Here is a 13,528-nt window from a genome sequence, read left to right on the forward strand (position 1 = left end):
TTAGTAAGATTTATTTACATAAGAATCAATTAAAGATGGCTTAGAATAGTCCAAAAATACACCATGGTTTTTTAATTCATTTAGGATTTTCTTGTTTTTTGAATGTAAAATTAATTTTTCTATGGATTTTACATTTATTTCAAAAATTTCGCCTCTTAATCTTTTTGAATTAAGGATTATAAAATAACTTTCTACAAACTTATAATCTAAAAGTTCTAATATTCTTTGTGTTGCAACATCTTTTAGGTAATAATAATTTTCTCTTTCATTTATTAGCCTTGCATATAATTTCCTTTTTTTATAATTGTTTACAATTATTTTTGCTTCCGCATTGGATTTTTTAGCCAAGAGATTGTAATACTGGTAATTATAGATTGCTTCTTCTACATTTTTAATATTAGAAAATGGTTTTAGATCAAGTTTTTTTATGTAATCTAAATTTGATTGTAAAAATTTATCTTTATCTATTTTAGATTCTTCTAATAAATCGATGGCTTCCTTTCTAAAATTTTCAAACGACTTTAGTTTATCTACTTCTTTTATCATAATAAAAAACCGCCTCTTAGGAGACGGTCACATAAATCTTTTAATTAACTTCTATTATTTCAGCTTTAATAGATTCAGGTATATCTTCTTTTGACCAGTCTAAACTTAGATAAATATCTGATTTTGCATATTCTGATAATTTCATTAAACCGTCAGTAAGTTTTTCTAAGTTGTCTTTGTTTATATCTGCTATCTCATAAGCTCCATCTACATAAATTTTGCCGATATCATAATCACGAGCTAAAATACCAGCTATAAAACCTCTGAGTTGGCCTATGCAATTAATGTTATATGATTTTGCATTTATTACTCTAACTTTATGATTTAGAATTCTTGTTCTATCATCTTCAGTTGTTACAAAAGCGACGTTGTTTACGTCTTTTTCCTTTTCTTTTGTTGCCTCATCTACTAAATATTGAGTCTTTCCTGAGCCTGATTTTCCAATTACATAGTATAACATTTACATGTCCCCCTTTATTTTTTTGTATATTTTTTCATTGGACTTATCGCCTTGGACAAATCCATTTTCAACCATTATTTGCACAATTTCATCTCTAATAAGCCACCAAGATGTATTCCGGTTGCAAAATACAGTTTTTTCGCTTGGAGCTCTGCCAACTAATCTAGAAATTGCTACATCCTTCTTTAATATTCTTAAAAATTCAATAACATTTTTCTCGTAATCTTCTTTGCTTGGCAAGATAAATTCATTATTTTCATACATTTGGCAAAGCTTAGTCCCTTTTATGATAAATAAGGAATGAATTTTTACTTCATTGACATTTAGCACATTAATAATTCTAGCCGTTTCTCTGACATCTCTTATATCATCCCAGGGTAGGGAAAGTATTACATGAGCACAAATTCTAAAATTATACTTATTTATCAAAATACAAGCTTTTATGAAATCTGCCAAGCTTTCGGCTCTATTTAATATTTCTAAAGTTTTATAATTGGCAGTTTGTAAACCGAGTTCAAAAATTATATCCTTGCCAGTTTCTTTTTTCCATTGTTTTAAAAAGCTAAGCTTATCTTCGCTTATACAATCAGATCTAGTTGATATAGCAACTGCAACTATATAATCCTTATCACAAGCTTTTATTATTTCTTTAAAAGTTTGTAAATCCATATAGGTATTAGTGAAGTTTTGAAAGTAGGCAATAAATTTTTTTATTTTGTATTTTTTACCTATATAAGCTTTGTTGCTAGCTAATTGTTCATCAACACTTAAGCAGGACGGTAAATTTTCAAAACTTCCACCATCTTCCGAACAATATATACATCCGCCGTAAGAAGCTTCACCATCCCTATTTGGACAAGTAAGAGATAATTTTATTGGTAACTTATATATTTTTTCACCATATTTTGTTTTATAATATTCACTGACTGAATAATATGCATTATTCATCTTTATCTTCTAAATCAATGTCCTCTTTTTCGTATATAATTTCTTCATCGATTATTACATCTTCAGTATTTTCACGTATTTCCAAATCAGTATTGTAATCTTCTACTAATTGATCGATTGCATCATCATTCCAATAATGACTAAATAAGTGGAAAACTTCTTCTATTTCATCATCATCTTCTATTGTTTTTAAATCTATTTCATTTTCATCATTATCAAAAGAATCTTCGTAATAAAATAAATAAATTTCATTACTCATACTTGATATTAAGGCCACATAATCAACATCATCTACTGAGAATATATCAATTAAATAGCACTCTTCAGAATCTTCCCCAAAATCTAACTGAATTACAGCTTTGCCTTCATTTTTTAAAAATTCTAGCTCATGACCATGTATTTGTAATTTTTCGCTCACACATGTCCTCCTCAATTTTCTTCTAATTGGGTAATAGCATTATCTATTAGCATTGTTTCACTAACAATATCAGCTAACTTACTATAATAATTACCATCATCCCCTTGTTTATATTCTACCCCTAATGATACCAAGTTAACATTTAAATTGTTAAATATTATACTAGAATCTAAAGAATATTGGGTTTTAATAACTTGCAAATCTTCATTGAAAATATTTGTATATGCTCTTCTAAAAGCGTTTACTAAATTATCATTCGTATTTTTCCATTTTGGTATTACAAGATTTGTAATTATTTCTCCATAACTTATTTTAGCAGCTATTGATGTCTTATTTTGCATCTCATTCATTATTTCTTCTGACAGAGATCTATAAACTATGACAAATGCGAATAAATCTTCAAAAGTTCTAGCTGTCGATAAGTTGATAGAGCTAATAAGTTCATTGGATATATTATCCACCTTATAGGCTCCAGAAGGAATTAATTCCACAAATGATAAAAGATGATTAAAACTTGTTTGAGTAATTGGTAAATAATCGATTTTATCAATTTCTTTAATTGACAAATCCATTTCAGGCTCGTGTTTTAAATTTTTTTCTATATATTTATTTTTAATTATCTCGAAAATATCTAATAGTTCATTTTCATATTGGCTTTTTACCACAAAATCGATGAAACCACCGCTTGGTATATTATCATATCTTTCTCCAGCAGTAATATTAGTAATATCAATATCTACCTTAGATTTTATTTTTCTAATAAATCCTATCAGAGTTTTTATTGAATTTAGTCTTAGTTTATCCAAATCTTCGCCTGTATGACCACCAATCAGATTACTCAATGAAATTCTAAATTTCTTATAATCATATGTAATCTCAAATCTTTCCACCGGTATATTTATCCTAGATAATATTAAGGAACTAAATTGATCTGCTAGGCAAAAACTTTTATTTAGATTTAAATTTATAATGTTTTGACTTCTAATTATATTTGCTAAAGTTTTAAAACTCTTATTTTCACTTTGTATAACATTATTTGTGATAAGTATATCAAAATTGGCATCTTGATCTAAAACCAATAAGGAAATTATCAAAATTGCATTTATATATGTACTTTCACAAGTAGATACTAATTGTGAAGGATTATTTTCATCTAAAGAAAGATTGTAATTTCTATTTTTATATTCCAAATTTAAATGAATTATTGCAGATGGCTTATCTCCTCTTTTAAAATAAATCGCATCATTGACACCAGTAACTTCAAAGCCATTTTCTACAGCAATATTACTCATATATTCTAATACAGGATTTTTTGCTTGATTATTTATAATGAAATCCGATAGATTTTCGATATTAAATTTTAGCTTATCCGTTAATGATTCATAATCCATAAACTCACCTAGTAATATTTATTTATTTCTGCCTTTTTTGTAAGATCTTTTATCTTTTCTATATATTTTTCTTGTCTTTTTACCATTTCGTATGTAGATTTTACTTTATCTTTTATGTCATCGTAGGTATTTGATGAATCCACTTTGTTATCAAGTTTAATAATGTGGTAACCAAATTGTGTTTTTATTGGTTTAGAAATTTCGCCAATCTTTAGGCTATCTAATCCTTCTTGAAATTCTTTGACCATTACTCCTCTTGGGAAAGATCCTAAAGAACCACCATTATCTTTTGTAGGATCAAGTGAATATTTTCTTGCTGCGTCCTTAAAATCTAGTCCCTTATTTATTTCATCCATAACCTTATCCGCCATTTCTTCATTTTCTAATAAAATATGGCTGGCGGTGTAGGTTACTGGTGAAAATAAAGCGTCTTTATTTTCTTCATAATAATTTTTGATTTCATCTTCACTTACACTAACTTTTTCAAAAATCTTGTGCATTGCATAATTTTTTAGCATATTATTTTTTACTATTTCAAGTTCTTTTGCAAATTCTTCTTCATTGTCAAGTTTGTTTTCTTTTGCGTCTTGTAACAAAAGTTCTTGGTTAACTAATTCATCTGCCAAGATATTTAGGCCTTCTTTAGAGTTAAATCTATTCTTATCTTCTATTGAAGATAGAAGATTAAACAAATCTTCTTGATAAATTTTTACCCCGTTTACTTCAGCAATTAATTTATTTTCAGACATTTTTACCCTCAATTAATTCTATTTTATTAGTGTATATTTTAATATCATTATTTTTATATAGTCTACCGATGGCTTTTTTAAAAGATGATTTACTAATTCCAAAGAGTTTTTTTATTTTTTCTGGTGATGACTTATCAGAAATGTAAGCAACTCCATCATTTTCATATAAATAATCTAATATTTTATCTGAGTCATTATCAATTTCTAGATAAGCTCTTTTTCTTAATGATAATTCTATTTTTCCGTCACTTTTAACTTCTTTAACTCTTGCTTCTATAAGCTCGCCTTCAATATGAATGCCTTGCAATTCATTTAGTCTTAGTAAGGAATCATATTTATTGTCTATGGCTATGAATGCTCCAATAGATTTATTTATTGAGTAAATTCTGCCGCTTACTTCGTCATTTTCTTTAAAATCGTGATCTAAGCTAAGTAAATTTCTAATTTTTGAGGAAAGTATTATAAAACCATTTTTATCAATTTTAAATGTAACAGGATAAGTCATTTCTTTAATTATCCTATAAGTTCTTTCTGTAAAAGGCATAAAAATGTGGTTGTTGTTTATTATTTCAAAATAAACACCGTCTTTATCGACCTCAACCGCCTTAAGATCATAAATTTTATTAAATTCGTAAGGAAAGTCTATTGTCGCCTTAATTACTTTATTTCTATCGTAATAAAGATATGCGCTTATTAAATCACCTTGTCTTCTATCTTTGACTTCCTTCTTATCAATAGTTGCATCCCCAAATCGGGTTGCTAAGTAGGCTTTGTTTTTTGTAAATCTTTTTAATCTATATTTATTTATAATTTGCTCCTATCGTAATTCTTTAATTGTAAAACCTTCTCCAAATACTTCTGATATTGTATGAGAGAATATAAATGCTCTATCATCAACAGATAATATATCATCTTTTATTATAGGATATTTTCTAGTTGCACAGATTGTAAAAACCAATCTTTTTTCTCTACCTGTGTATCCACCTTCAGCATGAATTAAAGTTACACCTCTATCATGTTTTTTAATAAGTAAGTTGTTTATTTCTTCATATTTATCGCTAATTACAAATATAGCAATTTTTCTTCCTAGACCTTGAATTACATAATCAATTGTTATATCTTGAATCATTATTACTAAAATAGCGAATAGACCTTTATCTAAACCTATTACAAATGTGGATGATAATACTACAATAAAATCTGTAATAAATAAGCTAATATGTATAGGAAAATTTGTGTATTTATTAATAATAGCTGCTATTACATCCGTACCACCAGAAGAACCACCGTTGTAAAATATAATACCAATACCAATTGCAGCCAATAGCGGTCCAAATATAACATTAAGCATTATCTCTTCTGTAAGAGCTTTTTGTGGTAAACATTTTTCTAGAACTATCAGTACAACTGATACAGTAGCTGCCGATAAAATAGATTTTTTTGTGAAGTCAACATTTATGAAAATCACTCCCAAAATTAGAACAATAACGTTTAAAATAAGGTTTAAAACACCAAGATTTATTCCCGTCACCTTTGATAAAACAAGTGATAGACCAGATACTCCACCAGCCGAAATATTATTTTGTAATAGGAAAAAATGTAAACCACAAGCAAGTATAACAGATCCTATAAAAATATTAATGTTTTTTTTCATCCTCTTCCTCCATCTTTTGCTTATTTAAGCTTACCACAAAAATCTTATTTCGTAAATTACCTATATAAAAAAAAGAGAGCTAATTGCTCTCTTTAATCCGTCTAGGAATAATATTATTAAAATGATCATAAGTTTTTAATAAATATTCAAATTCATCATCAGTTAAATATCTATCACTTCCATCTCTTTTATTAACAATATCTTCTAAAATTATATATGCTTGATACATTGCTAATAACCTAAAAAACTTTATAGGCGCTTTTTTGTCTAAGAAATAGCTTTTGTAACAAGCTTTTGAGAAATCTTCGCTAATTTTAGATATTTTGTTAATATTTGTAAAATCAAAAGTAGGGTCACCGTAAAGAAAATTTTCTTTATTTATTATTAGAAAATTATTATCGTCATCAAGTAAAATATTTTCAAAATTAACTTGCCCAATTATTCTTTTGGATTCAATATTTTTTGTTAGATGCTTGTTTTGATTTATATAATCCACTAAAATATAATCATTATCTCCAATATCATCGCTTAAACCATGTCTATAAAAAAGATAGTTAGATTTTGTGTTAAATAAATCGTATGAATTTATATTATTTTTTGCTTTATTTTGATGAATATTTCTTAGGTATTCCCCAAATTTTAGACCTAATTTATAATTTTCTTCTTTTGTATGACTAGATAAATATTTTTTTAAATTATATTCTTTATCCATAGATTAAAAAAACTTCCAATCTAATCATTGTTATGAGCTTTTACTTTTTCTTCTATTTCATCAGGAGTTTCAAGATCTAATAAGCTAATGGCAAAATCTTCTTCCTTACTAAATTCAGAATTTATTATAATATCTTTAATTTCTGCAACTTTTGATGATGCTGCTGAAAATTCATCCAAACCTAGACCTAATAACAACTTTGTAGCTTGAGTATCAGATGCAAATTGACCGCACATACCTGTCCATTTGTTAGCCTTGTGAGATTCATCAATTACATGTTTTATTGCACGAAGTACCGCAGGGTTGTAGTTTGAATATAGATAAGAAATATTTTCATTACCTCTATCACAAGCTAGGGTGTATTGAGATAAATCATTTGTTCCAATTGAGAAAAAGTCAACGTATTTTATTAATTTATCTGCCATAAAAACAGAAGCAGGTGTTTCAACCATTATTCCGATTTCAAGATCTTTATTATAAGATATTCCATCTTTATCAAACTGAGATTTTATTTGATCAACTAATTCTAAAGTTCTTTTAAATTCTGAAATATTAATAATCATTGGGATCATGATTTTTAAATTACCAAATGCTGAAGCACGAACCAAAGCCTTTAATTGTGTCATAAAGATATCTTCTCTATCAAGACATAGTCTTATTGCTCTGTAACCTAAGAATGGATTTTCTTCTACTGGAAATTCAAAATAATCTAAGCCCTTATCTCCACCTATATCTAGAGTTCTTATTATAAGTGGTTTTTCGCCTAGCATTTCTGTAGCTTGTTTGTAAACTTCAAATTGTTCATCTTCTGTTGGAAAATGAGTGTTTTCCATATATAGAAATTCTGTTCTAAATAATCCTACACCATCGCAGCCGTTTTCGATTGCTATTTTTAGATCTTCTAAGTTTCCTATATTAGCAGAAACTTCAACACTTCTTCCATCTTTACTGGTTGCTCTTTTATCTTTTACTAATTTTAATCTTTGTTTTAATTCTTCTTCTTCTTTTATCTTTGCTTTGTAATTTTCTAGCTCTTCTTCTGTTGGATCGATGATAATAAAACCATCATTGCCATCTATTATTGCTAATTTTCCATCTTCAACTTTAGTAGAAATATCTTTCATTCCTACTAGAGCAGGAATATCTAAAGTTTGAGCTATAATTGACGTGTGACTGGTCTTTCCACCTAAATCTGTTGCAAAACCCGCAACGTTTTCCTTATTCATATTGGAAGTATCTGATGGCGTAAGTTCTTTAGAAATAATAATTGTATTTTTTTCAATGTTGGATAAATCTTTTGGAATAATTCCCTTTAATTTATACATTAATTGATAGCCAATGTCTTTATAATCACTTGCGCGTTCTTTTAAATATTCATCGTCAATTTGGCTCATTATTTCTACCATTTCGTTGATGGTTTCACTTAAAGCAAGCTCTGCATTTTTTAATTCATTAGTTATTTTAGATTCTATCGTATCTGAAAAATATGGATCTTGCAAAAGTTCTTTGTGAGCGTTAGCTATATTTATTTGTGCTTGGTTGGCTCCTTTTGTATTTGAAAGTTCTTCAACATATGAACTTATAGCTTCACTTACTTTTGATTTTTCTTTTTCAATCATATCCTTATTTATTTTTGATTGATTAATATCTATTTTTTGTCTATTAAAAAGATAAATATTACCTATTGCTATACCTGAACTTGCCTTTATACCTTGATATTTGTTACTCATAATCATCCTTTCCTAAAAATTTATAAAAAAAAGAGGCTGTTGCTATATAAACTTTTTTGCTTATCATTCATTTATCATAATCGATTATATTTTTAAAAATACAAGGATTTGATAATAAATAAAATCTAGATAAAACAAAATCAGTTTATATTTTATGCAGCATCCCCTAATGATAAAATTATTCTGATAAGTTTTTAATAAAATCAACTAATTGATCTGCAAATTTTTCATCATCTTCGCCATCAATTACAAGTTCTATTTCTGCTCCTTTAGCAATTCCAAGGCTCATAACGTTAAATATTGATTTTGCATTTGCTTCTTTACCATCTTTAATAATTTTTACTTCACCAGAGTAGTTTTTTACAAATTGAACTAAGCTAGCTGCAGGTCTAGCATGTAAACCAGTTTCATTTTCAACAATTACTTTTCTTTCTGCCATAATAGCCTCCCTATTAATTTTCTACATATATTATATAAGTTATTTTGTATATTTTCAACTGAATGATTTACTAGATTGCCTTATTTTTAAATTTGCATCTATTATCCAATCCTCAGTTAAAATATCATCTTCATCTTTGATTCTTTTAATCAAAGCTCTTATTGCTATAGCACCAATGTCATAATGTGGTATTGCTACAGTTGTTAAATTTGGTCTATAAATATTAGCTATTGATCTATCTCCAAAACCTGTTACGGATAAATCTTTTGGCACATTTATGCCATTATCTGCACAATAGTCTATAAATCCTATGGCTACTTCATCATTTTCGCAAGCTACAGCACTTATTTTATTCTTTTTGCATAATTCTATAACTTTTTTGCCGATATTATAGCCGTCATTACTTGTAAGGCCATCTAATTCAACTATAAAACTTTCTTTCTTATTTTCTTCAATTGCTTTTTTATAGCCTTCTAATTTTGCTTTTTTGACAATATTATCATCTTTAGATTCTAGAAATAAAACATTTTTATGGCCATTGTCTAAAAGATATTTTATAAGTTTGTATTCCTCTTTTTTATAATCAATTCTTACTGTATGTAGATTTTTAGAAAAATAGTATTTATCTAATAAAACAAAAGGTATTTTAGTTTCTCTAAGCTTTAATAAACTTTCATCACTAATATTTTCATCTATAACTACTAAACCTTCTACTTGTTTGGTAGCCAAAAAATCGATTGCATTATTTATTGCATCTTCTGCACCATAAGAACTTGAAAGCAAAATATCATACTTATAGACTCTACCAATTTCTTCAATACCTCTAACTAAATGAGCCATATATTCTATGCCTAAGTCAGAAACTATTACACCTACCAAATTAGATTTTCTCATTACTAATGATCTAGCTAATTCATTTGGTTTAAAATCAAGTTTGTTTATAGCATCTAATACTTTTCTTTTTGCTTCAGGACTTACAGGTTTAGAATTATTCATTACTCTTGATACTGTAGATATTGATACACCTGCAAGCTTTGCCACATCTTTTATTGTTGGTTGTCCCATAATTCACCCTCTTAAATTAAAAGGCCATCTTTTTTGATGACCTTTCTCCTATCTGCCAGATATTACATTTTTTACTATGTCAATTACATCCATAATTAGTGAAGAATAATCACTAACGGATGAAATTCCAGCATTAACAGTATCAATACTATCAACAGCTGTAACACCAACATAATTTACAGTATCTCTGATGTCATCACTAATACTACTTACATTTGTCATAGTATCGTTAGCTTTGGCAATTGCCATTCTTAAATTTGGATCTTGTACTATTGTGTTTATATTGTTTACAAGAGTATTTGCTTGATCTACAACTGATGGAAGTTTATCAATAACATCATCAAGATTATCTTCATTTTTTTCTAGTATCCCTTGGAAAGATTTGATTAATTTGTTGATATTTGATAGTGTCATTATCAAAAATATCAAAGCTACAATCCCAACAATTGTTAGGATAATATTACCAAGAAGATTAAAATTTATAGTTAACATTTAAAACTCCCTAGTTTTTCTTATTATCGTTTTGAGCTTTTTTATCTGCTTCTTTTACTTCTTCCTTTGTTTCTTTTGCTTTATCAGCAAGATCTTCTACATTTTCCTTTACTTTTTCTTTTCCTTTGTCAGCTTCTTTTTTATTTTCTTGATGTTTTTCTTCTATAACATCAGAAGCTTCGTCAGCGCCTTCTTTAACGTCTTCTTTTATATTTTTTGCTGTATGACTTACAATTTTACCTACTTCAGAAACCCCTTCAGCTACGTTTTCTTTTACGTTATTAGCTGTTTCTGCAATTTGTTCTCCAGTTTGTTTGGCAATTTCTTTGCCATAATCAAAACCTTCTCTAACAGGTTGTAAATCTGTGTAAGCTCTATATTTTAAATCTTCATAAGAATCTTTTGCATTATAAACTATATCAGTAGCACTATCCATCAAATCATAAGTAGTGTCTTTAACATTGTTTATGGTTTCATCAAAAGCATCTGCTATATCTTCTCTAGTTTCTTTACCAGATTTTGGAGCTAATAATATACCAGCTGTAACTCCCACTAAAGCACCTAATAATGCTCCTTGAGTTCTCATTCTGCTATCATGATTTTTAGCTTTCCAAATCTCATATTTAATTTCTCTTTGTTTCGCTCTTGCTTTTTGTTCAATATAATCAGTTATTGACATATAATTCATCACTCCTTTTAAGTTTTACTAGATAATATATACCCTAAAAGTAAAGGATATAACACAAGTTTTTAAAAAAATAAAATCCTAAGGTGGCCCTTAATTATAACCTTCGCTTTTGTGAAGGTGGGCAAGCTGTCCAGAATATCTGAAGTCCACTCTGTGGAGGCTTTCCATCCAAGCTGGAACAAGGCAATCCCATATAATTGATGTAGGTTTAAATACGGACCTATACTCCTTAGGATGATTCAATTATAATACATTAGGAAAATATTTTCAATAAGTTTTTGACTTTTAATTATAAATCAAATTTATTTTAGATTAAGAAAAAAGCAAGGTCTTTGCCTTGCTTCTTATTATTAATTTACTTTTTTCTTTAATACACCTAATAGAAGTGCAGATACCAATGATCCCACTACTATAGCTAGTAGATACATTATTGGATTTTCTATAACTCCTATTACCCAAATTCCACCGTGAGGTGCTCTTAATGAGCAATTAAATACCATAGATAGCATTCCTGCTATTCCACTACCAACTATTGAAGCTGGTATTACTCTTAGTGGGTCTGCTGCTGCAAATGGAATTGCTCCTTCTGTAATAAATGAAAGTCCCATGATAATATTTGTCGGTATTGTTTGTCTATCTTTTTCACTATATTTATCTTTGAAGAATATCATTGATAGTGATAGTGCTAGTGGTGGAACCATTCCTCCAGCCATTACAGCTGCCATTACTAAAGATGATCCAGATGCTAAAGATGCTGTTCCAAATAAATAAGCCGCCTTGTTGATTGGACCACCCATATCAACTGACATCATTCCGCCTAGCAAGAAGCCTAGTACAATTTTTGAAGCACTGCCCATGGTTTCTAGCCAATTTGTTATAGATTTATTAAGTGCTGCAAGTGGTGGATTTAGTAATAGTAACATTATAAGACCTATCGATAAAATTCCAAATAATGGGAAAATTAGCATAGGTTTAATTCCGTCTAATGATTTTGGTAGTGGACTTGTTATTTTTCTTAAGAGGATAATTATATATCCTGACAAAAATCCAGCTACTAAAGCTCCCAAAAATCCTGCTCCTCCAGCGTTCGCCAAAAATCCTCCGACAAAACCAACTGTTAGTCCAGGTCTGTCTGCTATTGACATTCCTATAAAACCAGCAAGAACCGGTAACATAAATCCAAATGCTGCACCACCAATTTCTTTAAATAAAGCTGCAATCGGTGTGTTTGAACCAAAGTTTGCAGGATCAATTGTATAATCATCGAGTAAAAATGCTAGGGCAATTAAAATACCTCCACCAACTACAAATGGTAGCATATGTGAAACACCGTTCATAAGATGTTTATAAATTGTTTGACCTAATGAAGCTTTTTCACTTACATCTTCTTCTTTAATATTTACATCAGAATTGTAAGTTTTCGTATTTTCATTTAAAACTTTTTCTATAAGTTCTGCCGGCTTATTTATTCCATTAGAAACTTTTGTTTCTACTAATCTTTTGCCTGAAAATCTTGATTTTTCAACTCCTACATCGCAAGCAATTATAATGCCTTTAGCATTTTTAATTTCTTCGTTTGTTAGTGCATTTTCTATTCCTGTTGATCCGTGAGTTTCAACTTTCATAGTGTAACCCATTTCTTTTGCTTTTTCTTTTAAAGCTTCTGCGGCCATAAATGTATGAGCTATACCTGTAGGACAACCTGTTACTGCTAATAGGTCGTAGGATCCTTTTAAAGTATTTTCAGTATTTTTTACAAAATCATCTGGGAATTTTTCTTTTTCTTTATTAGCTATTATAGTTAAAAATTCATCCTCATCTTTGGAATTTAGTAAATCTTCTCTAAAACTTTGATCCATAAGCATGGTTGAAAGTCTTTGTAAAAGAATTATGTGTTCTTCAGATGATTTTTCTGGTACTGCTATAAGGAAAAATAGTTTAGTATCTTCTCCATCCAAAGACTCATAATCTGTTCCTTGTGGAATTGTCATAGCTGCTAACTGAGGGAAGTTTACTCCTGCTGATTTTGCATGTGGAATTGCAATGCCTTCACCAATTCCTGTAGTTCCAGATTTTTCTCTTAACAGTACATCTTTCTTGTAAATTTCTTTGTCATTTAAATTGCCACTAGTTTCCATTAAGTCTACAAGTTTTCCAATTAAATCTTCCTTACTTGCAGGACTTTCCCCAAGTTTTATGGAGCTTTTCTTTAACAAGTCAATAATTTTCATTTTTA

The 13,528-nt window shown here is 28.7% G+C and carries 15 protein-coding genes; all 15 read right to left on the bottom strand.

Annotation, left to right across the window (positions count from 1 at the left end):
- Positions 1-546 (bottom strand): DUF6648 family protein, encoded by a 546-nt coding sequence (locus CS884_RS03820; protein ID WP_099320747.1) that lies wholly within the window; start codon positions 544-546, stop codon positions 1-3.
- Between the two features lie 40 nt (positions 547-586).
- Complete coding sequence (locus CS884_RS03825; protein ID WP_099320748.1) at positions 587-1,006, bottom strand: hypothetical protein; 420 nt, start codon at positions 1,004-1,006, stop codon at positions 587-589.
- On the bottom strand, positions 1,007-1,954 hold the full coding sequence (locus tag CS884_RS03830) for a TIGR01212 family radical SAM protein (RefSeq protein WP_099320749.1): 948 nt from the start codon (positions 1,952-1,954) through the stop codon (positions 1,007-1,009).
- Entirely contained in the window at positions 1,947-2,372 is a 426-nt protein-coding gene (locus CS884_RS03835) for a DUF1292 domain-containing protein (protein ID WP_099320750.1), read from the bottom strand. Before CS884_RS03835 ends, CS884_RS03830 begins: the two co-directional genes overlap by 8 nt.
- Before the next feature lie 11 nt (positions 2,373-2,383).
- Complete coding sequence (locus CS884_RS03840; protein ID WP_099320751.1) at positions 2,384-3,763, bottom strand: hypothetical protein; 1,380 nt, start codon at positions 3,761-3,763, stop codon at positions 2,384-2,386.
- Positions 3,764-3,771: 8 nt separating this feature from the next.
- The gene (locus tag CS884_RS03845) at positions 3,772-4,512 is read right to left on the bottom strand and encodes a peptidylprolyl isomerase (protein WP_099320752.1); all 741 of its coding nucleotides are present in this window, start codon (positions 4,510-4,512) and stop codon (positions 3,772-3,774) included.
- Positions 4,505-5,056: an RNA-binding protein gene (locus CS884_RS03850; RefSeq protein ID WP_099320753.1), complete on the bottom strand. Its 552-nt coding sequence runs from the start codon at positions 5,054-5,056 to the stop codon at positions 4,505-4,507. The genes CS884_RS03845 and CS884_RS03850 overlap by 8 nt, the downstream gene beginning before the upstream one ends.
- Positions 5,057-5,329: 273 nt before the next feature.
- Positions 5,330-6,166: a YitT family protein gene (locus CS884_RS03855; protein WP_099320754.1), complete on the bottom strand. Its 837-nt coding sequence runs from the start codon at positions 6,164-6,166 to the stop codon at positions 5,330-5,332.
- Between the two features lie 79 nt (positions 6,167-6,245).
- A complete protein-coding gene (locus tag CS884_RS03860) occupies positions 6,246-6,878 on the bottom strand; it encodes a kanamycin kinase (protein WP_099320755.1) in 633 nt (210 codons plus the stop codon).
- Positions 6,879-6,898: 20 nt separating this feature from the next.
- The gene (gene ptsP, locus CS884_RS03865; RefSeq protein WP_099320756.1) at positions 6,899-8,608 is read right to left on the bottom strand and encodes a phosphoenolpyruvate--protein phosphotransferase; all 1,710 of its coding nucleotides are present in this window, start codon (positions 8,606-8,608) and stop codon (positions 6,899-6,901) included.
- Positions 8,609-8,786: 178 nt separating this feature from the next.
- Positions 8,787-9,047, bottom strand: coding sequence for an HPr family phosphocarrier protein (locus CS884_RS03870; protein WP_099320757.1), 261 nt, complete (start codon positions 9,045-9,047; stop codon positions 8,787-8,789).
- Between the two features lie 54 nt (positions 9,048-9,101).
- Complete coding sequence (locus CS884_RS03875; protein WP_099320758.1) at positions 9,102-10,112, bottom strand: LacI family DNA-binding transcriptional regulator; 1,011 nt, start codon at positions 10,110-10,112, stop codon at positions 9,102-9,104.
- Positions 10,113-10,160: 48 nt separating this feature from the next.
- Entirely contained in the window at positions 10,161-10,604 is a 444-nt protein-coding gene (locus CS884_RS03880; RefSeq protein ID WP_099320759.1) for a DUF948 domain-containing protein, read from the bottom strand.
- A gap of 10 nt (positions 10,605-10,614) precedes the next feature.
- Positions 10,615-11,283 carry a YtxH domain-containing protein gene (locus CS884_RS03885; RefSeq protein ID WP_099320760.1) on the bottom strand — a complete coding sequence of 223 codons (669 nt, stop codon included), beginning with the start codon at positions 11,281-11,283 and terminating at the stop codon, positions 10,615-10,617.
- 359 nt (positions 11,284-11,642) lie between these two features.
- Positions 11,643-13,523: a PTS fructose transporter subunit IIABC gene (locus CS884_RS03890; RefSeq protein WP_099320761.1), complete on the bottom strand. Its 1,881-nt coding sequence runs from the start codon at positions 13,521-13,523 to the stop codon at positions 11,643-11,645.
- Positions 13,524-13,528 lie beyond the last annotated feature (5 nt).

It is taken from the genome of Anaerococcus sp. Marseille-P3625 (genome assembly GCF_900232825.1).
In the GTDB taxonomy this organism is placed as follows: Bacteria; Bacillota; Clostridia; order Tissierellales; family Peptoniphilaceae; genus Anaerococcus.